This window comes from Mycobacterium sp. 1465703.0 (genome assembly GCF_001672975.1).
Lineage (GTDB): Bacteria > Actinomycetota > Actinomycetes > Mycobacteriales > Mycobacteriaceae > Mycobacterium.
On the sequence record NZ_LZKU01000286.1, the window covers coordinates 1 to 25,844 of the forward strand.

Below are 25,844 nucleotides of genomic sequence, written 5' to 3' on the forward strand. Positions count from 1 at the left end.
CGACCGCGAGATGTCGGTCAACGACCAGAGCACCTGCACACGAGTGGCGTCGGCCAGCATCCGGAACACCTCGACGACCAGATTGGCCTGATCGTCAGGCAGCCGCCCGTTGCCATTATCTGCATGCATACGCAAATACTAGCGAAGGCCCGTCCGGGTGCCAAGGGCCTAGTTCAGGTGCACGGGACGGTCGTCGACCGACGGCCGCCGTTGCGCTCGTTCCAGAACCGGTAAACCTCCACCGCGTCCTCGTTGGGCTCGTAGCGCATGGGCAGGCGCCGCTGGTTCCATTCCTTGGCGAATTCGTCGTAGAAGGTGGACAACTCGAAGTATTTGCGGTCATCCAGGTAGTACTGCTCGTAGCTTTCCCGAGTCGTCAGAAAGACGACTTCCTTGGGTGAGCAGTAGTACAGCGAACCTAGGCACATCGGGCAGGGATGAGCCAGCACATAGATGGTGGTGTCGACGAGGTGCTCGGTGCCCAGCTTCATGCAGGCCTCGCGGATGGCCAGGATCTCCGCGTGGGCGGTCGGGTCGTTGGTCTGGGCCACTTTGTTGGCGCTCTCGGCGAGAACCTCGCCATCCTGGACGATCACCGTCGCGAATGGGCGGCCGCCTTCTTTCACGTTTCGGCGAGCCAACTCGATCGTCCGCTGGGCGAAATCGGTCACGGGTCCTCCGGCGTAAAACGGGAGCAGATATCTCGGAGACTAGTCCCGCGGGCGGAGATACGACCCCGTGATGTTAACTAGATTGTCTATGTTTTTTTGGTCCGGTTAAGGGGGCACCATGGCGCGCGCTGATCGTGATCGCTGGGATCTGGCGACGAGTGTGGGGGCAACGGCGACGATGGTGGCCGCCCAGCGGGCGCTTTCTTCCGACGCGAAGTTGATCGACGACCCGTATGCCGCGCCACTGGTGCGCGCGGTTGGGATCGACGTCTACGTCCGGCTGGTCAACGGCGAAATCGGGGCCGGTGGGAACACGGAGTTCGATCCGCAGCGCATGGCGCGGGGGATGGCCTGCCGGACCCGGTTCTACGGCGAATTCTTTCTGGAGGCGACCCGCAGTGGCATCCGTCAGGCGGTGATTCTCGCGTCGGGCCTCGATTCCCGTGCCTATCGGTTGCCGTGGCCGGCCGGGGCAGTCGTCTACGAGGTCGATATGCCAGAGGTCATCGAATTCAAGACGCTGACGCTGCGCGGCCTAGGGGCCGAGCCGACCACCGAGCGGCGCACCGTCGCCATCGACCTGCGCGACGATTGGGCCGCGGCCCTGCAGGTGGCCGGATTCGATCCGCAGGCGCCCTCGGCGTGGAGTGCCGAAGGCCTGGTCGTCTACCTGCCCGACGAAGCCCAAGACGCGCTGTTCGACAACATCACCACACTGAGTGCCCCCGGCAGCCGTCTCGCATTTGAATTCGTGCCTGACACTGCGGTTTTCGCCGACCCGCGGTGGCGCGCGCACCACGACCGGATGAGCGAACTCGGGTTTGAGATCGACTTCAACGATCTCGTCTATCACGGCCGGCGCGGCCACATCGTCGACCGCCTGAGCCAGCGCGGCTGGCAGACCAGCTCCAAGACCATCGCGGAGTTGCATGCGGCCAACGGGTTTGTTTACGCCGACGACGACGTCGCCGCGGCCTTCGCCGACGTCACCTACACCAGCGCGGTGCTCGGGCAATGAGCCGTCATTTCAGTGCGCACAGCCGGGGCGATGCGCGTTGTGGTGCCCCCACTAGGACTCGAACCTAGGACCTGCGGATTAAAAGTCCGTAGCTCTACCAACTGAGCTATAGGGGCCGCGGAGATTCAGGATACTTGGACCGAAAACGAGGCTCGTTTGAGGATTGGGCACACCGTGACCTAAGCTGACGTGGCTCCCAGCGAAACCACGTTGTGAGTACCCCGGAGTGATTCGGTTCTGGCCCCCATCGTCTAGTGGCCTAGGACGCCGCCCTTTCACGGCGGTAGCACGGGTTCGAATCCCGTTGGGGGTACGCGCAACGGCGGTAACGTTGGAGCGAGCAGTACAGCAAGGCCCTGTGGCGCAGTTGGTTAGCGCGCCGCCCTGTCACGGCGGAGGTCGCGGGTTCGAGTCCCGTCAGGGTCGCCAGCGCGGCGATGCATTCGCTGCCTTCCGGCCAGGTAGCTCAGTCGGTACGAGCGTCCGCCTGAAAAGCGGAAGGTCGGCGGTTCGATCCCGCCCCTGGCCACCACGTTCTACCTGTAACGACACGGGTTATGCACTCGATGGTTGGTTTGATTCGTCCGGTTCTTGTCCGGTCTTGAGTGTCTGAATCTCAGCCGCATGTAGCTGATCGAGGTTGGTTGCGACTTGGTCCAGCTCGTCGGCGTAGAGGTCGCTATAGATGTTGGCGGTGACGGTCGGGGTCGAGTGGCCCATGGTCTTTTGCACGTAGCGAAGGTCGGCACCTGATTTCCGGGCCAGGCTGGCGTAGGTGTGGCGTAAGTCGTGAATCGTCAGCGGGGCGAGGTGCGTTTTCTTTAGGACTTTGTTCCAGTGCGTGTGTCGGCGCCAATTGTTGGATCGCAACAGTTTTCCGGTGGGCGATCACACCGCCGAGGCGCAGTATCACCCAATCCAGATGGGACTGTCGGACAACGCCTTCGGCGGCAACTTTCTGTGCTCCGTACACGTCGAACGGCGCGAGCCGGGTGTCTGAAGTTAATATCTCGCTTTCCATGTGTGGATTGCGCGGCCCGTACACGCTCACGCTTGACGCTTGCACGAACCGCGGTGGCGCAGTCAGACCTGAGGCTTCGCTTATCAGAAGTGCGGTTGCCTCGACGTTGACTCTGTGTGCGCTGGCCGGTTGTTTGTAGCAGAAGGGGGGTATCACGGCCGCCAGGTGGATGATCGCCGCCGGACGAACGGCCGCGAGTAGTGTCTGGACCTGGGAGCGCTGAGTGAGGTCACACCATCGCGTGCTGGCGTCGCCAAACCGTGTGGCGATTCGTCGATTTGCCGCCGTGTCCAGGTCGGTGGCGACGACCGGGATGCCGGCTTTGCGTAATCGGGCAACGGTCGCCGACCCGACCAAGCCGCATGCACCGGTCACAAGTACTCGCTCGGGCATCCGACTCTCCTGTCTTTATCCGGCAGAGCCCGCGCGAGGCCCATCCCGGCACACGGGCCAGTTCCGTGGCTGGTGTCGTGTTCACCGGCGGGAGCAGCACGCGAGCCGGGATGGGCCGTCTCTACCTGTCAGTTGGTATGTGCAGCAACGGCAACGGCGGGCTGAGCGGTCGTTCGGTTCGCTGGCGTGGCTGCATTCAAGGCCTTGATTCCGTAGAGGTAGCCCAGTTGCTTGGCGACAAACGGCATGCTCACGATCGGCGCGATCATCCAGGGCAGATTCTCATAGATCAGCACGATCGCGACGTCCCAGAATCCATGACGTGGGAAGTTGGGGAATCCGTGGCGAGCTTCGGCGACGAAGTAGATGAAGAAGACGGTCAACATCGCCGCCATCGTGGCGAAAGTCCACCACAGCGGCCGGATGCGCTTGTCGGGATCGTTGCCTGCCCTGCGCAGCTTCCACCACGAGTACAGCAGGACGGCGGCACCGATCACCACGGTCAACTCCATGGCCCACAAGGGTCCGTCGCTGTTGAGGTACCGGACGTCGTTGATGCCGTAGTACCAGATGACCCATCCCCATCGTTGGTGGTCGTTGATGTGCATCCAGCCCATGAGATCACCCACGAGCCAGATCAATTCCCACCACAGTTCGCTTGCCGCACCGGCGATGCAGAACCACAGCATCGAGAACTCGTTGGCCTTCTCCAACGTCGTTCGCGTTTCACCCGGGGTGTCGAACCACGCCGTGGCGAACATGACGAAAACCGGTGTCATGAACACGAAGCACGTGATGGTGCCGGTCAACGGCACCATGGGAATCCAACCGAAGCCCACACCGAGGATGACGGCGACGGCGGCCGTCGCCGTTATCGCTGCGCACCATTTGTAGATGCTGACGCGCTGTTTGGCCCACGGTTTGGTGAAGTCGTGGTGTAGGGCGTGGGTTGTCATCGCAGGTCCCTCCGGTCCGCTCGTATGAATCCAACCGGAACGGCCTGCTCGCCCAAACCGGCATCCGGTTTGCAGAATCTGCATTCTGAAATCTAGCATTGCTCTCGTGACTGAGGCAATGGCTGCTGAGTTAGTGTGCGTCTGGGTCCCGGGGTTCGGTCTGGCAGCCAAACCCGGTCAGCGGGCCGCGTCGCCAAGGCTGAATCTAGAATTGTCGCGAACGCCGACTGAAGGAGCCGCTGACCTATGACAAGGGGCTCAAGCGTCCGCCAGGCACGTCGAGAGATGTACCGACAGCTGATTATCGCCGCAGCAGAACTGGAATTCGCCAGGAGCGGCTTCGAGAAGACGAAGGTTGCCGACATCGCCCGCACGGCTGACGTGTCGGTGGACACGGTGTACAAGAATTTCGGCGGCAAGAATGACATTTGGGAGGCACTCAATCGGCAGCGTATGGATGGGTTCATCGCTGCCGGCGAACGTGCAACCTACGGCCTGACCTCACCGCTGGAGCGGTTGTTGTGCCTCGCTCGGGCCCAGGTCATGTTCTTTGCCGAGCATCCCAACTTCCTGGAGCTTCACATTCGGGAGGGGTGGAGCTGGGCTACCGCGGGGCTCGAACTGTGGCGCGGCGGTCAGCGCGACGCATGGCGCACGGGCCTCGGCATTGTGACGCGACTGGCAGAGGACGCCATCGCGGCAGGCGAGATCATCACGTTACGCCCGAACGTGGTGGCCGGGCTGGCGGTCTCTGCGCTGCAGGTCTGGTTGACCGATTGGGTCAACTCTGGATCCGACCGTCCTGCTCAGGAGGTGGCCGATGACCTCGTCGCGCACCTACAGCGGGCGCTGGCGACGGCCGGCGCGCTGCCGTCCGGGCGCGCCGAGGCGACGGCCTCGCCGCACGGTGCGAATTAGATCGTTAGCTTCGCCGACTAGCGGCGCCGCGCGAACAGCGTGGCGAGGAATGCACATGCTGCTCGGCAACCTCGGTGAAATTCGGGCCGCCGGGCCATGCGTCGAAGTGATCGCCACCGTAGTACCGCGCCGTCGCACGGGCTTTGGTCGCGGCGACGGCCGCGGCGCGCGGCGGTGCGCTGCGATCGTCGTCGCCGATTTGCACCAGTGTCGGGCACGTGATGCGCCGGGCGCCGCGGGTAGGACGGTAGCGCAAGAGTTCGAATCCGATTGCCGCGTCGATCCGGTTGCACCACGTAGGTCCGGCCAGCGACGTGTAACGGTCGAAGGCGCCGCTGAGATTGATGGCCCCGTCGCTACCCGGCGGCGCGACGATCGGGATGGTGACCGGGTCGCCACCGCGCAAGGTCGACAGTTGGCTATGCAGACCGGCCCATGCGCAGCGAGCCACCGACGCCGCGCTGCAGTGCCGTAGTGCCAGCGCTGCGGCCGCCAGCCGTCCACGAGCGGTGTCAACGCAATGACCGCCGCGAGATCACGACGTTGCGCAGCGACAGTGATGACATGCCCGCCCCCCAGGGAGATGCCCCAAAGGATGACCCGATTCGGCTCCACTCCTGGGAGTGCGCGGGCCACTTCCACCGCGGTGTGCAGGTCCTCGACCTCTGGCGGCGCATCGACACCGACTGCCGAGCTGCACCGGACGAGGCGCCGAATCCACGGTAATCGACGGCGAGCACGTCGGCCCCTGTCGCACAGAACTTTTCGGCGAAGGGCTGCAGCCCGGTGTCGATCGTTCCCCCGACGCCGTGTGCCATGACGACGATCGGCCTCCCGGCGGAACTGCGGAGTCTGTCGTTCTGCGAGACCAGTCGCCAGCCGGGGCACAGCTCGCCCGACGACGGGAATTCGACGTCGTCGATGCTGTATGTCGTCATCGATGCCGGGGCACTGTTGTCAGCTCACGCCGATGCTCGCCACGCGATCCACCGCAGACCCCATTTGCGAACAGAATGATGTTTCCGACTATACGATCGGTGGTTACGATTCTGGTCTCATCCGAGACGAAGAGGACCCAACAACCTGGGGCGGGCAGACTCCAGGCGGCAGAACTGGTGAGCTATTCTGGCGACATTAGTTCTGCAAATAAGAACAGTGGTTCTGCCGCGCCGAGGGATGACAGGTGTGGCTGGCGCCCCGGCCGACGACCCGATGGAAACCTCATGACCTCTACACAGCCCAGCTCCGCGACGGTGATGCTGCCGCCGGCCCATACCGACAGCGCCAGGTTCCCCAGCTACGTGCCCATAAGTGGGAGGCCCGATTTCGCGACTTTCGTGGCCGGGATGCGCACGCTGCAAGACCTGGTGAGCTCCGTCGCTCCCGATGAAGCCACCTGGCGTTCGGCCACAGCACACCTCGATGCGTTGACGACGCTGCTGCAACCGCACCGTGCCGGGGAAGGGGAACCACCAGCAGGTCGGGCAATTGATCTGCCAGGCATGGGCAACCCGCTCCTGCCGCCGTTTCGGATCACCGCCGCCGGACCCGAAGGCACCACTGTCGAAGGTCGGTTCAGCCGCTACTACCTGGGCGCCAACGGCATCGTGCTCGGAGGCGTCGTGCCACTGCTGTTCGACTGGCTGCTTGCAGTCACGACCACCGCCGCTGGGCGCCCATTGAGTCGCACCGCCTATCTCAACGTCGAGTACCGTGCACCGATATCGATTGACATGGATCTCATCGCCCACGGCGAGGTCACCAGTGTCGACGGGCGGAAAAGCCACACGGCGGCAAACATCGTCGCTGCCGACGGACACACCGTGCTAGCCGAAGCCAAGAGCCTGATGATCGCACTCAGCGCTCATCACCGATGAAAATTGCTGACAGCGTCACCGCTAAACCATTGCTGAACAACAAGATCGGGAACGTCCAGGCTTCCCGCCACGGGGCGGGGCAATCCATGGGAACAAAGAATTTTCGTCTCGGGCGCGCAGTTCAACAGTTAGCGAATTCAATATGTCTGACATGAGCAAGGCGTCATCCGTACGTGCCGACAAAGATGGCTGGAACATCACGGAAAGCGTGGGAATCACCGCGCTCGGTGTGGCGGCCTGTCGCGCGATCGAGACCAACCGCGCCGACGCGTTGATTTGCGACGAATTCGCACTGGTGCTGGTGTCGGCGGCCGGTCCGCAATGGGCACAGATGGCCACCGGAAACTTGGGCTGGCAGCCAGACGATGTACTCAGCCGACGCGAGTTCCAATCTGCCGTTGACTATCAAGCTGTCCGCACCCATTTCTTCGACACGTATTTCACAGCTGCCGCCGAGGCGGGCATCACACAGACGGTCATCTTGGCGGCGGGCCTGGACTCCCGTGCTTTCCGACTGGACTGGCCCTCGGACAGCGTGGTCTTCGAAATCGACCGGCCTGAAGTGCTCAGCTACAAGGCCGCAACTCTTGCAGCGCACGCCGCGGTACCGAGGACTACCTATCGCCCGGTCGGCATTGACCTGCGTGAAGATTGGGCGGCTGCTCTGGTGGCCGCGGGCTTCGAACAGGATCACCCCACCGCCTGGCTGGCTGAGGGGCTGCTGCCTTATCTGCCCGCCCACGCGGAGGAGCGTCTATTCGACGTGATCACCGAACTGAGTGCGCCGGGCAGCTGGATCGCTGTCGAGGCATTCGAACTCGGCGGTGGCAGCCTCACGGCACAGCATGGGCGCGAAAGCCAGAAGCGGGTGCGCGAGCAGATGGGCGCCGGCGCAACCGGTGTCGCGGGGATGCTGTACAACGAAGCAGACCGCGCCAGCGCCGAAAGCTTGCTCGCCCAACACGGCTGGCAGGTGGATTCGATCAAAAGCCAGGACGAGATGGAGCGGTTAGGCCGTCCAACGCCGCCCGGACTGACGGGCGCGGCCGTAGTCAGCGATCTGATTATCGCTCGGCAACATCCATAGTCCTGCGCGAGCGGCTGGCTATCCGGCAATCCGAAAATGGCGAGCCTGTGTCACTCCAGCAGGTCTTCCTTGGGGTCAGGTGGTTGCCGCGCGTTCGCCCCGCGTCGGGCAGCAAGCCCGAGACGTGGAAGAGACCGGTACTGAGCTGGCCCTTAGGCAAGGATTTGGGAAGAAATTTGGGAACAAAAACTCTGCGAAACCACCGAAAATCAATGCAATGAGGCGCAACCAGTCGATACGTCACCCTTGCTGACCTGCGCGTTTGAGACTCAACGGACAAACGAAAATCCTGGCCCCTAGCTCATAACCCAGCGACTCTTCTTCGATCGGGGACAGCACCGTTACGTCGCGTAACGCGCCGACGCATATCCCCAGGACAGAGCCGGCCCGCGTAACAACACTCAGATCGACAATGCGCATTTCACAAAGCGTTTTTGCAGGAAAGGGCGGGGGTTCGAGTCCCTTAGCAACATCCTGCGGACTGTAAATCCGTTCTAGGGCCACAGGCGCTCGTACATCGTGCACGCGCGAAGGGAGAAAATAGTGCACTGACGTCGCTCAGACACCGGTGATACTTGAACCACGGGTTCGTCTGGGTCTGACCCGGACGGCGAAATGACTTGTTAGCCAGGAGGTCCGGTGGCTGATGGCGCGATGCTGGGCATCGGGGTGCCTGCTCCCCGGAGCCGCCAAGGTCGCCGCCAACGCGCGCGGCAACCCGGAGCTCCTGGTCGGGAGTGCAAACACCGTGTCCGGTTTATGTCCGTTCGCCGGACAGGCTGGGTACGTCAGCCCTGCTCAATGCGGTGCATACGACGCATAGGAGCAGATAAACCGCAGGTCAGCGGCTATTCTTCCCACCTGAAAAGCGGAAGGTCGGCGGTTCGATCCCGCCCCTGGCCACCAGTCTTGAGCTGCTCGGACGCAGTGACACCACTCTGTAAGCAGCTGGTGCTGTCCGGTTCCTACCCGTTCGCCTTGCTTTTGGCGACGTCGTGGAGCCGATCGAGGTTCGTGGCCACGTGCTCGAAAGTTCACGGCCGCGGTCGACCACGCGCTGATGGCCACACATCGACATCTGCCCGCCAGCGGCGGATCCAGCCGGCCTTAAGACCGTATCGGCGACCGAGATGAAGCGCCCCCGGCAGCCGCTTCATGACCGCCGGGAGCTAAGCGCCTCGGCGACCCCGGGTCCGCCGCGCGCCTAGACCTGTCTCTACCCCCCGCGCCATCGGCGAAACGATGCTCGGCAAGTGGCGCACCCCGTTGGCACCGGGACCACCGTTCGGTTGGCGGTAGCACATGATCAGTCCCGGCGCGGGTTTGAGATAACTTTCCCCTGTGCGTCGATTCGAGATCCGTTGCACCGCAGTATGATTGACCCGAGCCATTCCGATGCGGCTCGCGGGCCGCGCCCTGCAATCATTGCGCTCTAAGGGTGCAGCCGGGCAGTCCGGGCGCTCGCCGAAAATAAGCCGGGGCCGCGTTGTTGTTGGGCGGCGCGCAGGATCGAGCCCGCGGTAAGGAAGGCGGGTTTGTCGCGATCCGCAGCCTCAATGGGTAGGTTGGCGGCGCAGCGCAGCACCATTAGCGCCAGACCGCTGTGGGTCGTATACGAGATGATCAGCAGGTTAGCGCAGGCACGCGTGCCGCTAACGGTCATTACGTGCTGGCGTTTGCCTTCCCACCCCGGCCAGTTGAGATCGGGTGGTCGTTGCAGCGATGACCAGTTGACGTTGATGGAGGCGACTTCTCCAAGCAACGGAGTCAGGATCCCGACAAGCTCGGGCAATTCATTGGTGATGCGGTCGGCGCGCGGCCACCACGCGCCATCGATGTCGCGGCCGAGGTTGTGGGCCACCGACAGCCGAATGGGATTGGTGTGGCGTCGGCTCCCGAGCGGATAAATCATTTCGAGTGCCGCCCTCGGCGCTCGGCACACCCGCTGATCGCAGCGGCGTACACGCGCGCGCAAGCCGGGCTCGGAATGTGTTGTGGTTGGGCGATAGCTGAGGCGGCACAATTCATGTGGTTCCTCCACGGTCGGCATCCTCGACCCGCGGATGCGGGAAGCGAGGGAGGAATCACATTGCCCGTAGGTGTCATTCCGCGCCGACCGCGTAGTGGACCTCCGCTGACAACGAAACAGCTCACAGTTGACGCTACGCCACCGGCGGCCCGTAGGCGATGAAGTGACAAGCAGCAGCCGGTACGCGCGTCGCAGCGTGCCCGGCCCACGCCCTCACCGCACAGCCCGGAATTGCGGGTAGGGTGAGCGCAACGACGTGAGGATGGGCGCATGGGTATGCAAAATTGGTGCGATGCACCCGAGGTCCACCCGTCGCAGATCCGCGTCGGTGACATCATCGGCACGCTGCTTCCCACTCAAACGCGCCTGACTGTCAAGATGATCAGTGAGCCGCAGACAACTCCGCGGCGGTGGACATTTTTTGGCCGCGACGACAACGGCCTACAGCACACGAATACCTTCGCAGAGCACGACTTCGTCCGCAGGTACGCCAAAGCATCGTGACCACGTCCTAGATCTCGGACCCCGCATCAGGTTCGGCGGCAACTGTCACGATCCATGCCGAGTTCGGCGCGCTTGGGTGCTCGCAGCGCATCGAGTCTGTACAGTCAGGCTGTCCTGACATGCCATGAGACGTGTTGCTTCGGCCGGAGCGACGAATCATCTGGGGCGAGTACGAACGGTTTACGCACGTCCGCAGTCATCGTCGACGCCACAGTGCTCGACGATCGAACCCGAGCGGCTCCGAAGTTCCCGGCACTTCCTATACGCGCCGGCGACGCACATCGAACGCGCATCGTAATTTCGCGTAGGCCAAGGGGATTGCCGTGAGCCGATTTACCGAGACGATGTATGACAACGCCCGGTGCAGCCTCAAAGGCATGGTGACCGGGGAGCCGCACGCGCCGACGCGGCACACCTGGGCTCAGGTGCACGAGCGGGCTGGCCGGGTGGCCGGCGGGCTGGCCGCCGCCCGCATCGGGTGCGGCGACGCTGTCGCGGTGCTGGCCGGCGCACCGGTCGAGATCGCGCCGATCGCCCAAGGCATCTGGATGCGCGGCGCGAGCCTGACCATGTTGCACCAGCCCACTGCGCGCACCGACATGCAGCGTTGGGCCAGCGAGACCACCGGCGTCATCAACATGATCTCAGCGAAAGCCGTCGTCGTATCCGAACCGTTCCTGGCCGCCGCGCCGGTGCTCTCGGCGCTCGGGATGACGGTGCTGACCGCGGAGACGCTGCTCGCCAACACCCCGATCGGGCCGGTGGACACCCGCGATGACGACGTGGCGCTGATGCAGCTGACATCAGGCTCGACAGGATCGCCCAAGGCCGTCCAGATCACCCACGCCAACATCGTCGCCAACGCCGAAGCCATGATGGTCGGCTGTAACTTTGACCTCGACACGGACGTGATCGTGAGCTGGCTACCGTGCTTCCACGACATGGGCATGACCGGCTACCTGACGGTGCCGATGTACGTCGGTGCCGAGCTAGTGAAGATCACGCCGATGGACTTCCTGCGCGATACGTTGTTGTGGGCGAAGCTGATTGACAAATATAAGGGGACGATGACGGCCGCGCCGAACTTCGCCTACAACTTGTTCGCTAAGCGGTTGCGCACACAAGCCACACCCGGGGACTTCGATCTGTCCTCGCTGCGGTGGGCGCTCTCGGGTGCCGAGCAGGTGGACTCGGTCGACGTCGAGGACCTCTGCGAGGCGGGGGCGCCGTTTGGGCTGAAGCCCGAGGCGATTATCCCCGCCTATGGCATGGCCGAGACGACGGTGGCGGTGTCTTTCTCCGCGTGCGGCGGAGGGATGCTTGTCGACGAGGTGGACGCCGACCTGCTGGCCCTCTTGCAACGGGCCGTCCCCGCGAGGAAGGGCCATACCCGGCGGCTGGTCTCACTAGGCCGGCCGTTGGATGGCCTGGAGCTGCGCGTCATCGACGAGGAAGGGTGCGTGCTGCCGCCACGTGGCGTTGGCGTCATCGAGGTGCGCGGTGAACCGGTGACCAATGGCTATATCACCGTGGCCGGGTTCGTCGCGGCGCAAAACGAACGTGGTTGGTATGACACGGGTGACCTGGGCTATCTCACCGAGGCCGGCAATGTCGTGGTGTGCGGGCGGGTCAAGGACGTCATCATCATGGCGGGCCGCAACATCTACCCAACCGACATCGAGCGGGCCGCCTGCCGCGTGGCCGGGGTGCGGCCGGGCTGTTCGGTCGCGGTGCGACTCGACGCGGGGCACGCGCGGGAGACGTTCGCAGTGGCGGTGGAATCCAAAGAGTACGACGACCCGACGCAGGTGCGACGCATCGAGCACCAGGTGGCACACGAGGTGTTCGCCGAGGTCGATGTCCGGCCCCGCAACGTGGTGGTGCTTGCGCCCGGGATGATCCCGAAAACCCCGTCGGGCAAGCTGCGGCGCGCCCACGCGCTGGGCCTCGTCGGCTGAATCGGTCGCCCCGGCGCAAAGCGAGTGTTTCGGCGCTCTGACGGCGCGGTGCGTCAAGCGTGTGGCTACATCTAGCGCACAGCGTTGGACACCGGGGCGTAAGGCCAGGGGGTTATACAAGAAGTGTTGAAGCGCAACAGGTTTCGCACAGACTCTAGTTACCCCGCGACGATACCAAGCGAAGTCGGCCATCCACCGGCGTATTTCAGCAGGATCGCGCGTCGGGTTTGGCCGCGGACCTCCTTTGCCTATGGCTCGGGGTCCGACTCGGCGCTTATGTCAAACTCGTCGCGCGCGGCGGGTTTCACCTGATCGATGCCAGCTGGTCGATCGAATCCCTGGGCAGGTCCCCGTCGACGACAGCCGTCACCACCAGTTTTTCCAGTGTGATCGCGCCGTTGTGGTTGTCGAGGAAAGCGGTGTCGGCGGCATCGCGCCCGGTGGCAATGCGCACCAGGGTTTGCCTCGGCGCCAAGAGCGTGCCGTCGACGACCCGCCAGTGCCCCGCTACGAATGCCTCGGCTACCGCATGAAAGTCCATCGGGTACAAGCCGGGCGCATACACCGAGACAACACGGGCAGGCACCTTGACGGCCCGCAACAGCGCCACCGCAAGGTGCGCGAAGTCTCGACAGACGCCGGCACCGGAGAGCAAGGTGTCCACTGCTCCATCGATGGAATCACTCGAGCCCGGTACGTAGTTCAGCCGGCTGCCGACCCAAAGGGAGACCCTCTCCAACAGAGCCGTCGAATCGAGATAGCTCCCGAATTCGGTTGCGGCGAAGCCGAAGAACTTGTCGGACTCAGCGTAGCGGCTTGGACGAAGGTACACCGATAGGTCGTAGTCGGTCACTGGTGCCGGATCGGTTTGGCCCACGATCGTCGCGGCGTAGTCAACCTTGAGGTTTCCCATCGGCGCGTCCAACTTGTGGATGCGGTTACCGTGTGGGCCGCTGATCTCCAAGGGCTGCAGTGGCTTTCCATCCAACACGAATGACAACGACTCGGATATCTCGGTGTTGGGATGCGGTGCGACAGCGATCTGAAACTCCAAGGTCGTCGCTGCGGCGATCTCGACCTCGAGTTCAGCGGCGACCTCTCTTCTCATCTGTCGCCTCCTGTCGCCTCACGGTCAGGCCTCGGTCGCGGCCAGCGGCTCACTCAGTGGCGCTGTCACGGACACCCGCTCAAGCTCCACGACGGTGGCCTCTAGTGGCTGGATCGCTCTTGGGGCGGTCGGAGAAAGCAGGAAGTTGCACCGGTTCTGAATCGCCGGCGAGGGGGGACACGACCTCGGGCTGGTAGCAGTGTGAAAACAAGTCGGACGGTTTCATGTATGCGGAATCCTCAAATTTGGTTTGGCTTCGGCTCAAACTTGGTCTGTCGAGCGAAGAATGATCGAAACCAGTCAAAGGTGTTGTGTATGAACGCTCCAGAGGCAAACCGCATCGGACGGGCCTGGTGGAATCGATCGCGCGCCATCCGGCTCTGAGGCGCGGAAACCCTCTTAACGCGCTGTGGGCTGGCAGGAAATCACCCACCAGCCCACACGGTAGAGCTCTCGCACTAGACGGCAGTTACCCCAACTGCTTGCGGACCCTTGGCGCCCTGCTCGATATTGAACTCAACTCGCTGGTTGTCCTCGAGCGACCTGTAGCCGCTTCCCTGTATTTCTGTGTAGTGGACGAACACATCTGCTGCGCCGCCGTCCGGAGCGATAAAACCGAAGCCTTTTTCGCTGTTAAACCATTTCACAGTTCCCTGTGCCATACTTTCAACTTCTCTCATTCTGAACAGATGCCGATGGACATCCCCGCTTACACTAGCACGTTCAGAGGTAGGAATTTTCTTCGATTGGGACAGAACACTTTTCGTTCACAAATTACCCGGCTGGGGCCCGCCAAAGCTGGGGGGCGTTGCGTTGTGACGACCGGGTGGGATGAGGGCGCCCTGGGACGTCGAAGCGACGTTCACAGCGGAGGAGTTGGAGATTCTGCTTACATGCGTGTGGTGCGGTGCCTTTCGTGAGATACGAGGTGGTTCTCAATCGGTGCCGATACGGGTCTGTGAGCCGTGGCGCAGGGCGGAAATGACATCGCGTAAGAGCAGGCCGGCATTCGCGGCGATGATGGTGCTGATGATGATGGCGATGACTGGATCGAGCCAATAGTAGTGGCCGGTGATCAGGATGACACCTCCGACTACGGCGACGCCGGCGGCGGCCAGTGCATCGGCGAGGGTGTCGAGTAGGACAGATCGCATGTGCAGGTCTTCATGGGCGGCGCCGCGACCCAGGATGAAGGCGCTGGCCAACATGACGATCATCGCGACTCCCGCGGCGATGAGGGCGGGGAGGCCGTGCACCGTCGTATCGCTTTTGGTGAGTCGCTGGATGGCTGCGACGATCACGGCGGTGACGATGAGCAGGAGCAGTGTGGCGTTGATACCGGCGATGTAGGTGGGTGCCGCGGCTCTTCCGTAGCGGTCACGCAGGTGGATTGCCGCCAGTCCCAAAGCTATTGCGGAGGAGTCGGCCGCGGTGTCTCCTGCGGCGCCCAGCACGCCCAGTGATCGGGCGGCGATGCCCGCGATGATAAGCCCGGCGATCAGCGCCAGATTGAGTGCCAAAACCCAACTCAACCGCACAGATTGGCTCACGCAGTCCACGATATCGATGGCGCCATAGTGGCCCAAGCGATTCACTGTTTGGGTTGGTATCGGTGTTGACGAGTGCGACGGCTCCGCCTTCACTCAATCGGCTTCGAGTACTGCGCCAAGCCGTCCGGCGGCGCGCCGGGCGAGCGACCCGAATGCGAGACTGGCTGGCATGAGTCACCTCGACGAGGCCGTTCGTCGATCCTTGATGCGGCGCGGATTCATGCTCGAATACGCCACTCTGACCTGGAACGTAGTCGGCATCGTCGTCCTCACGGTGGCAGCGATCGGGGCCAAATCGGTGGCGTTGGCCGGGTTTGGTCTGGACTCGCTCGTCGAGATCGGCGCCTCGGTGGTCGTTGTCTGGGAGCTGTCCGGAACCGGAGAAGCCCGTCAGCGGTTCGCACTGCGGCTCATCGGGGTCGCCTTCGGAGCGCTGGCGATCTATCTGGCGGTGCAGTCGACGCTAGTCCTCGTTACCGGCTTTCACCCCCGGCACTCGCCCCTTGGCATCACATGGACTGCCATCACCGCGGCGGCGATGTTCGCGCTCGCGGCTGGCAAGGCCCGAACCGGTGCCGCCCTCAGCAATCCGGTGCTCACCACAGAAGGTCGGGTCACTCTCATCGATGGCCTGTTGGCCATCGCGGTGCTACTCGGGCTACTGCTCAACAGCCTTGCCGGGTGGTGGTGGGCTGATCCCGTCGCCGGCTATGTGCTCGTGTTGTACGCACTGCGTGAGGTCAAGGAAGTCTTTCGGCCGACAAAGTAATTCGGCGGCAATGACCGTTTGAACCGGCTTCAGGCGAAATTCCAACTGGTGGTCGCTGCTATTTGAGCATGCTTCCCGCATCGACGGTGACCGGGAGACCTGTGATGTAACGCGATTCATCGGAGGCCAGGAACAGCACCGCGTTGCTGATGTCCACCGGCTCGACCCAGCCGATCGGCAGCACGTGCATGAATTGTGCGGCGACCTTGAGGTCGTCAGGGCCGGGATTCTCCAGGTCTGGCCGGAACAGCTTCATCGTTCCCTCGTTCATGAACATCGGGGTGTTCACGTTCGTCGGGTGAACGGAATTCACCCGAATGAAATGTTGTCCGAGTTCCACGGCGAAGGCGCGCATCAAGCCCACCACACCGTGCTTGGCCGCGATGTAGTGACCGGTGTGCGGGTAGGCCTTGAGACCGCCGACCGAGCTGGTCAAGATGATCGATCCACCCTGTCCCTGAGAAATCAAATGCGGCACACCAGTTTTGACGGTCTTCCAGACGCCCGACAGGTTGACGTCGATCATGTCTCGCCAGTCGTCTTCCCGGGTTTTGTGCAGAGTCTGTCCGCCGTTGCCGATTCCGGCGTTCGCGCAAATGATGTCCAAGCGGCCGAGCTGTTCGACTCCGCTGTCCACCGCCGCTTTCAGGGCGTCGTAGTCGCGTACGTCGACTTCGGCGGTCACGATGCGCCGGTTCAGGCCCTTGATCAGGTCGGCGGTTTCGGCCAGGTCATCCGGCGTCGATGGCGGTATCTCGCTGTTGGTGCTGATCGGCGTGCAGATGTCGACGGCGATGATGTCGGCACCCTCCTGCGCCAGTCGTACCGCATGGCTGCGGCCCTGACCTCGCGCGGCGCCGGTGATCAACGCGACCTTGCCCTCGACTCTTCCGCCCATGGCTGCACCTCACTGATCCGAGAGGCCGGGATGACGACGGCTCGGCACCCACGTGGTCCGACCTCAGTTATTTTGTCGATCGATCAGGAAGGGTGGCACCATTTGGCTGCGGTGTCAACCGAACGGTCAGCGGTCTGGCGAAATGGATGCTCGACCGCAAAAGCGCAGTAGCCGCTGTCGTCGGAGAGCCGGTCAGTCCTAGCCGGTCGGCGTCGGCGCCGCCGCAGGTGTTTTCAGCAGGTTCATCTGGCGTTCAACGAACGCACGTAACTCGTCGTGGCCCTGGGTGACGCCGACGGCGCTCTCGTTGCACAGGCTGCGGGCCACCTGCGCGATCAGCATCGAGATCGCCACCGGCGGGTACTCCGTGAGGTCGACGTGGTTCGCGCGCAGCACCATCGTCACGGCCGCTGTCTCGATGTCACGCACCCGCTCGGCGTAGGCCTTGAGTTCGGCACCAATTGCCTTGCGGTGATTAGCAAGTGCCATGAACTCGGCATTCAGCGTCGTTACAGCGGAATCGCTGTTCATCACCCACAGCGCTTGCAGTGGGTCATCCTTGGTGAGCAGGGACCGCATGCGCGCGAGTGCGGCCTCGGCGCCGGCGCGCAACACCTCTATGAACAGATCATCCATGGTGGGGAAGTAGTAATAAACCAGAGCCTGCTTGACGCCGGCCTCGGCGGCCACCCGCCGCGACGTGGCCGCGGCATAGCCCTCATTGCGCATGATTCGGGCGGTGGCCTCGATCAGCTTGCCGCGTGCTCCCGCGTCGGCGCCCCTCTTGTTGGGGCGAGTCCTCGGCGCGCTGGCGGCACCAGCTTTGCTTGACCGGCCCGCGCGATCCGTGGTAGGCATACCGCATCCTAGCAATTGGTCGATCGATCAGTTTCTTGACAGCTTGAGCGCGAGTCGACCGCGATGTGGGGATGCCTGAAGAAGAGGAAGCCAACTCATGACTGAACTCGCCGACGTCGACTACTTCACCGACGCGGAGGTCGCGCAAGATCCCTATGCCTATTGGGACTATCTGCGCACGCAGGGTCCAGTGTTCCGCGAGCCGCATTACGGGGTGGTGGCCGTGACCGGTTATCAGGAAGTCCAGGCCGCGTTCAAAGACGTCGATTCGTTCTCCGCGGTCAACGCGATCGGCGGTCCGTTCCCGCCGTTGCCGTTCACTCCCGAGGGCGACGACATCAGCGACCAGATCGAGGCACATCGCCACGAGTTTCCGATTTTCGAGCACATGGTCGTCATGGACCCGCCCGAACACGAGAAGGCGCGCTCGCTGCTGGGGCGGCTGCTCACGCCGCGGCGGCTGCAGGAAAACAAGGACTACATCTGGCAATTGGCCGATCGGCAGTTCGACGAGTTCATCGCCAACGGTCAGTGTGAGTTCCTCGGCGAGTACGCGAAGCCGTTCGCGACGCTGGCGATCGCCGATCTGCTCGGGGTTCCCGACGAGGATCGGCCGGAGATCCGCCGCAACCTCGGCGCAGGTAACGCGCCGGGCGCCAGGGTGGGTGCACTGGATCACGAACCGGTGGGCAGCAACCCGTTGCAGTACCTCGACGATCTGTTCAGCGCGTACATCGCCGACCGGCGGGAACGGCCCCGCGAAGATGTCCTGACCGGCCTGGCCACCGCCACGTATCCGGACGGCTCGACCCCGCCCCTGTTGGAGGTAGTCAGACCGGCCACCTTCTTGTTCGCGGCCGGACAGGAGACCGTGACCAAGTTGCTGAGCGCTGCTGTCCAGGTTCTGGGTGACCAGCCCGAGCTTCAAGCGCGGCTGCGCGCCGACCGCAGCCTGGTCGGGTCGTTCATCGAAGAGTCGCTGCGCATGCAGAGCCCGACGAAGGTCGACTTCCGGCTGGCGCGTAAAACCACCAGTCTGGGCGGAGTGCACATCCCGGCCGGCACCGTCATCATGCTGTGCCTGGGAGCGGCCAACCGTGATCCACGAAAGTTCGATAATCCCAGCGAATTTCAGGTGGACCGCAAGAATGTTCGTGAGCACATCGCCTTCGGTCGCGGCATCCACACCTGCGCGGGCGCACCGCTTGCACGGGTGGAAGGCCAGGTCACCATCAACCGCCTGCTGGACCGAACCCGCGAGATCAGGATCAACGAAGCCAAGCACGGAACGCCTGTCAACCGCGAGTACGGCTACGAGTCCACCTTCTTGCTGCGCGGGCTCACGGAGCTGCACATCGAGTTCAGCCCGGTCGATTAACAGAATTTAGTCCTGCGCCGAAAGGCCCTTCACCTGTTGGTAGTAGACGATGTTGCCGCCGCCGGCCCAATCCCCTTCGGGCATCTTGTGGATCAGCGTCCATACATGAATCGCCCCTGAGCCCTGTGGGCCGACTCCGGCCGCGGCGCACACCGCACTGTGCACGTCGGCGGCCAGAGACTCGCCGATCGGCGTTCATCAATGGCCGGCACTTCTCCGCCGACATCGCCGCGAACTTGACCCGCCGCGGGCCGATCAACCGCCAGAATGGTCGAATGCGTCAGGCGTGGGTGTTCAGGATGGTGCTCGCTGCGGGACTGGCCGTGGTAAGCAATGGCGTCTTGGTCACTTCGCGGGCGTCGGCCGTCCCCGACGTCCCACCGGTCAGCGACGCCGCGCGAGCGGCCGGTTTCGTCGACATCCGCACCGTCGTGCCCGACGCGGTGCTCGATCTGCGCTACGCAACGACGAACAATTTCACTCATACCCAGCTGTATCCCTCCGACGCCAGATGCCTTGTGCACGAATCGATGGCCCCCGGGCTCGCCGCCGCGGCCGGCGCGTTACGCCCGCAGGGTCATCTGCTGGTGTTTTGGGACTGCTATCGGCCACACGACGTTCAGGTCAAGATGTTCAACCTGGTACCCAACCCCGCTTGGGTGGCGCGCCCGGGCCAGTTCGCGCGTAGTCACGAATCGGGGCGGTCAGTCGATGTGACCTTCAGCACGACCCAGCAGCCGTGCTCGTCCGGGTTGCACGCGAGCGGCCTTTGTCTGGCCGACATGGGTACCGACTTCGACGACTTCACTTCTCGGGCAACGGCTTTCAACACTCAGGGCCTCAGCCCTGACGCCGTGGCGAATCGAGCCGCACTGCGGGATGCGATGAACTATGGCGGTTTGAAGGTCTATTCGGGCGAGTGGTGGCATTTCGACGGCCCGGGAGCCGGTGTTGATCGTCCCATCCTCGATGTTCCTGTCGACTAGCCATCTCAAAATCTGAGACAGAGATTTCAGAATATGATAAGGCCGGCGTAGGCTGCGAACGGGGCGCGGCAACCGAGGGGCATGGTGAACGAGGAACATCGAGCGATTTACACGCATGGGCACCACGAGTCGGTGTTGCGCTCACATCAGCGGCGCACCGCGGAGGACTCCGCGGCGTATCTGTTGCCGTACCTGAAACCGGGGATGTCGGTGCTCGACGTCGGGTGTGGTCCCGGCACCATCACCGCCGATCTGGCCGCCCGGGTGGCGCCCGGACCGGTCACCGCCGTCGACCAGGCCGCCGACGTGCTCGATGTTGCCCGCACCGAAGTCGAGCAACGCGATCTGTCCAACGTCTCCTTCGCTACCGCCGACGTGCACCACCTCGAGTTTGCCGACGACACTTTCGATGTCGTCCACGCGCATCAGGTGTTACAACATGTCGCCGATCCGGTTGCGGCCCTGCGGGAGATGCGGCGGGTGTGTGCGCCGGACGGCATCGTAGCGGCCCGCGACGCCGACTACGCGGGTTTCATCTGGCACCCGCAGCCCCCGGCGCTCGACTTGTGGCGAGACCTCTACCAACGCGTCACGCGCGCCAACCGCGGCGAACCGGATGCGGGCCGGCGACTGCTGTCGTGGGCGCAGCAGGCGGGATTCGGCGACATCACCCCGACCGGCAGCCTGTGGTGTTATGCCACCGCCGCCACGCGCGACTGGTGGGGCGGAATGTGGGCCGACCGAATTCTGCACTCAACCGTGACGCGTGACCTGGTGAGCCTCGAGCTGGCGACCACGGCGCAGCTCGAGGAGATCTCGGCCGGCTGGCGAGAATGGGCCGCCGCCCCGGATGGCTGGATCGCCGTACCGCACGGCGAGATCATCTGCCGCGCATAGCCTTCAGTCCAGGAAGAGATCCGGAATCGGTTTGTCGCCACCGCCGTACCGGGACAGGTCCGCGACTCCGGCGGAATGCAGCACCTCAGCGTCGATGTAGCAGTTGCCGGTTGCTTCGCGGCTGGGGCTCGAGATGATTTCGACGGCGGCGTCGGCCATGATCTCGGGGCTGCGCGACGACTGGGCCAACTTCTCCCCGTCGGCCATGTTCGCCACCGCGGCAGTGGCGATATACGTTTGCGGCCAAAGGCAATTCACTCCAATCCCGGCGTCGGCGAATTCCGCCGCCCAGCCCAGTGACAGCAGCGTCATCCCGTACTTTGACAGCGTGTAGGCCGGGTGCGCGCCCAGCCAGTGCGGGTTCATGTTCACCGGTGGCGAGATGGTGAGCACGTGCGGGTTGGCCGATTTCTCCAGGTGCGGCACGCACGCCTTGGTCAGCAGGAAGGTGCCACGGAGGTTTATCTCCTGCATCAGGTCGTACTTCTTGGCCGACAGCACGGCGGTCGGTTCGGTCGCGATGGCACTGGCGTTGTTGACACAGACGTCGATGCCGCCGAACCGCTGCACCGCCGCATCGACCACCCGCTGCACGTCCTCTTCGCGGCGCACGTCGCCGACGACCGCCAGCGCCTTGCCGCCGGCAGCCTCCACCTCGGCGGCCGCGGAGTGCACCGTGCCCGGTAGGCGGGGGTGTGGGGTGTCCGTCTTGGCCAGCAGCACCACGTTGGCGCCCTGCCGGGCCGCGCCGATGCCGATCGCGAGCCCGATTCCGCGGCTGCCACCGGAAATGACGACGGTGCGGTCGACGAGTGAACCGTGCGGCATGAAAGACTCCTTTTACCTGGTCACACCTGTGGTATTGGCATTCTCTTTTTTTGCAAGTACGTTATTCACCGATGGATAATACGGCCCACACTCCGTCCGGTATCCCGCTGCGGCCCGTATACGGGCCGGCGGAGAGAACCGCCGAGCCTCCGCAGCCGGGAGAGTTCCCCTTCACCCGGGGTAACTTCGCGTCCGGCTATCGCGGCAAGCTCTGGACATTCCGCCAGTACTCGGGATTCGGCACCGCCGAAGAATCCAATCGCCGCTACCGCTATCTGCTGGAGCAGGGCGGGACCGGGCTGTCGGTGGCGCTCGACCTGCCTACCCAGTGCGGATACGACTCCGACGATCCCGAGTTCGGCGAGGAGGTCGGCCGGGTCGGCGTGGCGGTGGACACCCTGGCCGACTTCGAGATCCTGTTCGACGGCATCCCGTTGGACAAGCTCAGCACGAGCATGACGATCAACGGGACGGCGGCCATCCTGCTGGCGTTCTACGTCGCCGCCGCCGAGAAAAAAGGGATACCGCGAGAGAAACTCACCGGGACCATCCAGAACGACATCCTCAAGGAGTACGCCTCGCGCGGGACCTGGATCTGGCCACCGGAGCCGTCGCTGCGGCTGATCGCCGACACCATCGAGTTCTGCGCGGCCGAGGTTCCCAGGTTCAACGCGATTTCAGTGGCAGGGGCCCACTTCCGCGACGCCGGCGCCAACGCGGTGCAGGAGATGGCGTTCACCCTGGCCGACGGGGTGACCTACTGCGACACCGTGGTGGAACGCGGCCGGATGACGATCGACCAATTCGCGCCGCAGATCTCGTTCTTCTTCTACACCCACGGTGACTTCTTCGAGGAGATCGCCAAATACCGTGCCGGACGGCGGCGTTGGGCGACGATCGTGCGGGAGCGTTACGGGGCGACCAAGGACAAGGCGGCGATGTTCCGCTTCGGCTGCGTCTGTGGCGGCGCATCGCTGTATGCGCCGCAGGCCCACAACAACATCGTCCGGGTTGCCTACGAGGCCATGGCCGCCGTACTGGGCGGTGTGCAGTCGATGTTCACCGCGGCCTGGGACGAGCCGTTCGCTCTGCCCACCGAGGAAACCACCACACTGGCGCTACGCACCCAGCAGATCCTCGCCCACGAAACCGGCGTGGCCAGCGTCGCTGACCCGCTGGGCGGTTCGTACTTCGTCGAGGCGCTGACCGACGCGACCGAGGAGCGCATCATCGAGATCATGTCCGACCTCGAGCGACACGGCGGAATGGTCCAAGCCATCGAGGACGGCTACCTACAGGGCCTGATCGCCGACGAGGCCTTCAAGATCCACCAGGACATCGAATCCGGCGCTCGCCCCGTCGTCGGGGTCAACCGGTTTGTGACCGAGGAGCCCGAACACGATGTCGTCACCTATGAGCTCGACGCCGAAGGACGCGACCTCCAGCTCAAGCGGTTGTCCAAGGTGAAGGCCGAAAGAGACTCGGCCGCAGTGCAGTCCAGCCTTGCGGCGCTCTCGCGCGCTGCCGAGGGAACCGACAATCTGATGCACAAGTTGATCGACTGCGCCAACGCATACTGCACGGTCGGAGAGATGGTCTCCGCGCTCAAAGCGGTGTGGGGCGAATTCCGGCAACCGGTGGTGTTCTAAATGGCCGTACGCGTTCTCGTTGCCAAGCCAGGGTTGGACGGGCATGACCGTGGCGCAAAAATCGTCGCCCGCACCCTGCGTGACGCCGGATTCGAAGTCATCTACACCGGCATTCGCCAGCGCATCGAAGACATCGCCTCGATCGCTGTCCAGGAAGACGTGGCGGTAGTGGGCCTGAGCATCCTGTCGGGTGCGCATCTGGCGCTCACCGCGCGGACCGTGGAAGCACTACGCTCCGCGGATGCCGCCGACATCGCCGTCGTCGTCGGGGGCACCATCCCGCACGCCGACGTCCCCAAGCTGCTGTCCGCCGGCGCTGCTGCGGTATTCCCCACCGGCACACCGCTGGAGAACCTGGTGCGCGACATCCGCGCCCTGACCGGCACGGCGGACACTGACTCGAACGAACCCGCCACGGAGGAACCATGCGCGTCGGAGTAATGATCGGCGCCGAGCGCGGCGACATGGCGCGCAAGGTGGACAAGCTGGCCGCCGATATCGAATGGGCCGAATCCGCGGGGTTGGACACCGCGTGGATGCCGCAGGTGCCCAACGACTTCGACTGCCTGACGATGGTGTCGCTGATGGCCGCGCACAGCTCGCGCATCGAGCTGGGCACTGCCGTGGTGCCGTTGCAGGCTCAGCACCCGATCGCCCTTGCCCGGCAAGCGCTCTCGACGCATGCAGTGGCCGGTGGACGGTTGGCGCTGGGGCTCGGACCGTCGCACCATTGGATTATCCGGGACATGCTCGGCTTGCCGTACGAGAAGCCGGCTGCTTACACCCGTGATTATCTGGAAGTGCTCAACGCCGCCGTTGCCGGGCCGGGATCGGTTGACGTCGAGAATGATTCGTTCACGGTGCACAACCCGTTGGCGATCGGGGCCGACACCCCGATGCCGGTGCTGGTTGCGGCGCTGGGGCCGGTGATGTTGCAGATTGCCGGTGAACTCGCCGACGGCACCGTGTTATGGATGGCTGACGAGCGCGCGATCGGTGATCACATCGCGCCGAAGATCACCAAGGCCGCCGCTGATGCCGGGCGTCCGGCACCGCGGATCGTCGCGGGTATTCCGGTATGCCTGTGTGCGCCCGCACAAGTCGACGAAGCCAAGGAGAGGGCCAACCGCATCCTGGGTGAGGCCGAGGTGTCGCCCAATTATCAGCGCCTGCTCGACCGCGGCGATGCCCGCGATGTCGGTGACCTATGTGCGGCCGGCGACTCGGATCAGATTCTCTCGCGATTCCGCTCTTTCGCCGACGCCGGGGTGACCGATCTGTCGGTGCGACTGCTGCCCATCGGCGACAACCGTGACGAGCTGGTCGCGTCCAAACGCCGCACCCGTGAAATGATCGCCTCACTCGCAGCGGAATTGCGTTGACTGGAAACAACACCGGGCCGCTAGCAGGGATCCGCATCCTTGAGGTCGGCACCATGCTGGCCGGCCCGTATGCCACCATGCTGCTCGCCGATCTGGGTGCCGACGTCACCAAAATCGAACCCGCCGGCGGCGAGATCTCGCGCAGCGTCGGCGCCACCTACTTCGCCAGCCTCAACCGCAACAAATCCAGCGTCACGCTTGACCTGAATTCCGAGGTGGGACAGCAACGTTTGGGTCAACTGGTCGCCGAGTCGCACGCACTGCTGGTGAACCTGAAGCCGTCGGCGATCCGCCGTTTGGGACTTACCTACGACGAGTTGCGCCGCCACAACGAGCGGATCGTCTGCGTGGCGATCACCGGCTTCGGGCTGTATGGCGGCGACGATCCGGCCTTCGATTATGTGGTCCAGGCGGGCGTCGGCACAGCTGCGCTGACGGGTGACCCGGACGGTCCGCCGACGCTGCCCGGTTACTCCTCAGCCGACAACTCCACCGGAATGACCGCGGCACTAGGCCTTTTGGCCAAGATCGTCTCCGGCACCGGCGGACAGGTCGACGTGTCGCTGCGTGACGTCATGCTGTCGCAGCTGAACTATCACGCGTCGGCCTATCTCAACAGCGGCGTCGAGCCGCAGCGCCGCCCGCACGGGGCGCACTCGTATTACGTGCCAGCTCAACTATTCCCGACCGCCGACGGATATCTCGCGCTGTTCATCACCCACGACGGATTCTGGAAGTCGTTCGCCGCCGAAGCGGGCATCGGAGGCTTTGAGACGATGGCCGAGCGGGTCGCTCGCCGTGACGAAGTGCTGGCGGTCGTCACCGCGATGCTGGCCACCGACAGTGCCGCCGGGTGGGAACAACGACTGCGCCCGCTCGGAGTTCCGGCAGCCGCCGTCAGGACACTGCCCGAGGCGCTCGAGGCCACTCCGGAAGTGGTTGTGACAGCGGGGGAATTCCGTTTGGTGGGAAGCCCGATCCACATCTCCGGTTATCAGCCCGAGTACCGCTCGCCGCCAGAGCTTCCGGAGTAGGCGCCTGCGTCGCCGAATGTGAAGCTAGCCGCACACTCGCGGTCGAGCGTGAAGCTAGCCGCACATTCGGACCCG

General features: G+C 63.9%; 26 protein-coding genes, 5 tRNA genes and 3 pseudogenes. 18 read left to right on the forward strand and 16 right to left on the reverse strand.

From position 1 onward, the window contains the following. Together A5625_RS26945 and A5625_RS26950 are read right to left on the reverse strand one after the other, a co-directional pair. Positions 1-129, reverse strand: a pseudogene (locus A5625_RS26945) (ArsR family transcriptional regulator); the annotation flags it as partial. 44 nt (positions 130-173) lie between these two features. Beyond that, positions 174-671 carry a nucleoside deaminase gene (locus A5625_RS26950; protein WP_067001682.1) on the reverse strand — a complete coding sequence of 166 codons (498 nt, stop codon included), beginning with the start codon at positions 669-671 and terminating at the stop codon, positions 174-176. A gap of 118 nt (positions 672-789) precedes the next feature. Here A5625_RS26950 and A5625_RS26955 point away from each other — a divergent pair, with 118 nt between their 5' ends. After that, complete coding sequence (locus A5625_RS26955; RefSeq protein ID WP_067001686.1) at positions 790-1,689, forward strand: class I SAM-dependent methyltransferase; 900 nt, start codon at positions 790-792, stop codon at positions 1,687-1,689. A gap of 40 nt (positions 1,690-1,729) precedes the next feature. Here A5625_RS26955 and A5625_RS26960 read toward each other — a convergent pair. Further along, positions 1,730-1,805: transfer RNA gene (locus A5625_RS26960), tRNA-Lys, on the reverse strand. A gap of 124 nt (positions 1,806-1,929) precedes the next feature. Here A5625_RS26960 and A5625_RS26965 point away from each other — a divergent pair. The 3 genes from A5625_RS26965 (at position 1,930) to A5625_RS26975 (ending at position 2,221) form a co-directional block, all read left to right on the forward strand. Next, a tRNA-Glu gene (locus tag A5625_RS26965) sits at positions 1,930-2,002 on the forward strand. A 39-nt stretch (positions 2,003-2,041) separates the two neighbouring features. Then, a tRNA-Asp gene (locus A5625_RS26970) sits at positions 2,042-2,118 on the forward strand. Between the two features lie 26 nt (positions 2,119-2,144). Next, positions 2,145-2,221, forward strand: a tRNA-Phe gene (locus tag A5625_RS26975). Between the two features lie 23 nt (positions 2,222-2,244). Here A5625_RS26975 and A5625_RS30405 read toward each other — a convergent pair. The 3 genes and pseudogenes from A5625_RS30405 to A5625_RS26985 all read right to left on the reverse strand — a co-directional run. Continuing rightward, positions 2,245-2,577, reverse strand: a pseudogene (locus A5625_RS30405) (tyrosine-type recombinase/integrase); the annotation flags it as partial. Positions 2,578-2,599: 22 nt separating this feature from the next. Beyond that, positions 2,600-3,103: pseudogene (locus A5625_RS30830) on the reverse strand (NAD-dependent epimerase/dehydratase family protein); the annotation flags it as partial. A 128-nt stretch (positions 3,104-3,231) separates the two neighbouring features. Continuing rightward, the gene (locus A5625_RS26985; RefSeq protein ID WP_232003838.1) at positions 3,232-4,059 is read right to left on the reverse strand and encodes an Emopamil-binding protein; all 828 of its coding nucleotides are present in this window, start codon (positions 4,057-4,059) and stop codon (positions 3,232-3,234) included. Positions 4,060-4,344: 285 nt separating this feature from the next. On the opposite strand from A5625_RS26985, the gene A5625_RS26990 reads away from it, so the two are divergent. Further along, a complete protein-coding gene (locus tag A5625_RS26990; protein ID WP_067001693.1) occupies positions 4,345-4,977 on the forward strand; it encodes a TetR/AcrR family transcriptional regulator in 633 nt (210 codons plus the stop codon). On the opposite strand, the gene A5625_RS30835 is transcribed toward A5625_RS26990, so the two are convergent. Further along, a complete protein-coding gene (locus A5625_RS30835; RefSeq protein WP_369830055.1) occupies positions 4,897-5,592 on the reverse strand; it encodes a hypothetical protein in 696 nt (231 codons plus the stop codon). The genes A5625_RS26990 and A5625_RS30835 overlap by 81 nt on opposite strands. After that, a complete protein-coding gene (locus A5625_RS29765) occupies positions 5,490-5,915 on the reverse strand; it encodes a serine aminopeptidase domain-containing protein (RefSeq protein ID WP_067001699.1) in 426 nt (141 codons plus the stop codon). The genes A5625_RS30835 and A5625_RS29765 overlap by 103 nt, the downstream gene beginning before the upstream one ends. Positions 5,916-6,200: 285 nt before the next feature. Between A5625_RS29765 and A5625_RS27005 the strand changes: the two genes are divergently transcribed. From A5625_RS27005 to A5625_RS27015, 3 genes are all read left to right on the forward strand, one after another. Next, positions 6,201-6,854, forward strand: coding sequence for a PaaI family thioesterase (locus tag A5625_RS27005; RefSeq protein WP_197516251.1), 654 nt, complete (start codon positions 6,201-6,203; stop codon positions 6,852-6,854). A 142-nt stretch (positions 6,855-6,996) separates the two neighbouring features. Beyond that, the gene (locus A5625_RS27010; RefSeq protein WP_067001702.1) at positions 6,997-7,941 is read left to right on the forward strand and encodes an SAM-dependent methyltransferase; all 945 of its coding nucleotides are present in this window, start codon (positions 6,997-6,999) and stop codon (positions 7,939-7,941) included. A gap of 838 nt (positions 7,942-8,779) precedes the next feature. Beyond that, positions 8,780-8,847 (forward strand) — tRNA-Phe (locus tag A5625_RS27015). Between the two features lie 526 nt (positions 8,848-9,373). Here the strand turns inward: A5625_RS27015 and A5625_RS27020 are convergent. Continuing rightward, the gene (locus tag A5625_RS27020) at positions 9,374-9,853 is read right to left on the reverse strand and encodes a DUF5994 family protein (RefSeq protein ID WP_156748625.1); all 480 of its coding nucleotides are present in this window, start codon (positions 9,851-9,853) and stop codon (positions 9,374-9,376) included. Between the two features lie 387 nt (positions 9,854-10,240). Between A5625_RS27020 and A5625_RS27025 the strand changes: the two genes are divergently transcribed. Continuing rightward, positions 10,241-10,474: a hypothetical protein gene (locus tag A5625_RS27025; RefSeq protein ID WP_067001705.1), complete on the forward strand. Its 234-nt coding sequence runs from the start codon at positions 10,241-10,243 to the stop codon at positions 10,472-10,474. Positions 10,475-10,797: 323 nt separating this feature from the next. After that, positions 10,798-12,432 (forward strand): fatty acyl-AMP ligase, encoded by a 1,635-nt coding sequence (locus A5625_RS27030; RefSeq protein ID WP_067001708.1) that lies wholly within the window; start codon positions 10,798-10,800, stop codon positions 12,430-12,432. Between the two features lie 304 nt (positions 12,433-12,736). Here A5625_RS27030 and A5625_RS27035 read toward each other — a convergent pair whose 3' ends face one another. The 3 genes from A5625_RS27035 to A5625_RS27045 form a co-directional block, all read right to left on the reverse strand. After that, positions 12,737-13,540: a transglutaminase family protein gene (locus tag A5625_RS27035; RefSeq protein ID WP_067001711.1), complete on the reverse strand. Its 804-nt coding sequence runs from the start codon at positions 13,538-13,540 to the stop codon at positions 12,737-12,739. Between the two features lie 458 nt (positions 13,541-13,998). Beyond that, positions 13,999-14,202: a cold-shock protein gene (locus A5625_RS27040; RefSeq protein WP_067001714.1), complete on the reverse strand. Its 204-nt coding sequence runs from the start codon at positions 14,200-14,202 to the stop codon at positions 13,999-14,001. 273 nt (positions 14,203-14,475) lie between these two features. Beyond that, positions 14,476-15,090: a cation diffusion facilitator family transporter gene (locus A5625_RS27045; protein ID WP_197516252.1), complete on the reverse strand. Its 615-nt coding sequence runs from the start codon at positions 15,088-15,090 to the stop codon at positions 14,476-14,478. 169 nt (positions 15,091-15,259) lie between these two features. Between A5625_RS27045 and A5625_RS27050 the strand changes: the two genes are divergently transcribed. Further along, positions 15,260-15,859 (forward strand): cation transporter, encoded by a 600-nt coding sequence (locus A5625_RS27050; protein WP_067001720.1) that lies wholly within the window; start codon positions 15,260-15,262, stop codon positions 15,857-15,859. A gap of 58 nt (positions 15,860-15,917) precedes the next feature. Here the strand turns inward: A5625_RS27050 and A5625_RS27055 are convergent, their stop codons facing one another. After that, positions 15,918-16,757, reverse strand: a complete 840-nt coding sequence (locus A5625_RS27055) for a mycofactocin-coupled SDR family oxidoreductase (RefSeq protein ID WP_067001723.1) — start codon at positions 16,755-16,757, stop codon at positions 15,918-15,920. Positions 16,758-16,955: 198 nt separating this feature from the next. After that, positions 16,956-17,510, reverse strand: coding sequence for a TetR/AcrR family transcriptional regulator (locus tag A5625_RS27060; RefSeq protein WP_067001797.1), 555 nt, complete (start codon positions 17,508-17,510; stop codon positions 16,956-16,958). Between the two features lie 202 nt (positions 17,511-17,712). On the opposite strand from A5625_RS27060, the gene A5625_RS27065 reads away from it, so the two are divergent. Continuing rightward, positions 17,713-18,993, forward strand: a complete 1,281-nt coding sequence (locus A5625_RS27065) for a cytochrome P450 (protein ID WP_067001726.1) — start codon at positions 17,713-17,715, stop codon at positions 18,991-18,993. A gap of 6 nt (positions 18,994-18,999) precedes the next feature. Here A5625_RS27065 and A5625_RS29395 read toward each other — a convergent pair whose 3' ends face one another. After that, positions 19,000-19,158: a hypothetical protein gene (locus A5625_RS29395; protein ID WP_156748621.1), complete on the reverse strand. Its 159-nt coding sequence runs from the start codon at positions 19,156-19,158 to the stop codon at positions 19,000-19,002. A gap of 110 nt (positions 19,159-19,268) precedes the next feature. On the opposite strand from A5625_RS29395, the gene A5625_RS27070 reads away from it, so the two are divergent. Together A5625_RS27070 and A5625_RS27075 are read left to right on the forward strand one after the other, a co-directional pair. After that, entirely contained in the window at positions 19,269-19,979 is a 711-nt protein-coding gene (locus A5625_RS27070; protein ID WP_067001729.1) for a M15 family metallopeptidase, read from the forward strand. An 81-nt stretch (positions 19,980-20,060) separates the two neighbouring features. Further along, entirely contained in the window at positions 20,061-20,876 is an 816-nt protein-coding gene (locus tag A5625_RS27075) for a methyltransferase domain-containing protein (RefSeq protein WP_369830056.1), read from the forward strand. A 3-nt stretch (positions 20,877-20,879) separates the two neighbouring features. On the opposite strand, the gene A5625_RS27080 is transcribed toward A5625_RS27075, so the two are convergent. After that, on the reverse strand, positions 20,880-21,704 hold the full coding sequence (locus A5625_RS27080; protein ID WP_067001732.1) for an NAD(P)-dependent oxidoreductase: 825 nt from the start codon (positions 21,702-21,704) through the stop codon (positions 20,880-20,882). Positions 21,705-21,775: 71 nt separating this feature from the next. Here A5625_RS27080 and A5625_RS27085 point away from each other — a divergent pair, with 71 nt between their 5' ends. From A5625_RS27085 to A5625_RS27100, 4 genes are read left to right on the forward strand one after another with little or no spacing between them, the layout of a single operon-like run. Continuing rightward, a complete protein-coding gene (locus A5625_RS27085) occupies positions 21,776-23,353 on the forward strand; it encodes a methylmalonyl-CoA mutase family protein (protein ID WP_067001735.1) in 1,578 nt (525 codons plus the stop codon). Continuing rightward, positions 23,354-23,794 (forward strand): cobalamin B12-binding domain-containing protein, encoded by a 441-nt coding sequence (locus A5625_RS27090; RefSeq protein ID WP_067001738.1) that lies wholly within the window; start codon positions 23,354-23,356, stop codon positions 23,792-23,794. Continuing rightward, positions 23,779-24,735, forward strand: a complete 957-nt coding sequence (locus A5625_RS27095) for an LLM class F420-dependent oxidoreductase (protein ID WP_067001741.1) — start codon at positions 23,779-23,781, stop codon at positions 24,733-24,735. Before A5625_RS27090 ends, A5625_RS27095 begins: the two co-directional genes overlap by 16 nt. Next, positions 24,732-25,769 carry a CaiB/BaiF CoA-transferase family protein gene (locus A5625_RS27100; RefSeq protein ID WP_067001744.1) on the forward strand — a complete coding sequence of 346 codons (1,038 nt, stop codon included), beginning with the start codon at positions 24,732-24,734 and terminating at the stop codon, positions 25,767-25,769. The genes A5625_RS27095 and A5625_RS27100 overlap by 4 nt, the downstream gene beginning before the upstream one ends. Positions 25,770-25,844 lie beyond the last annotated feature (75 nt).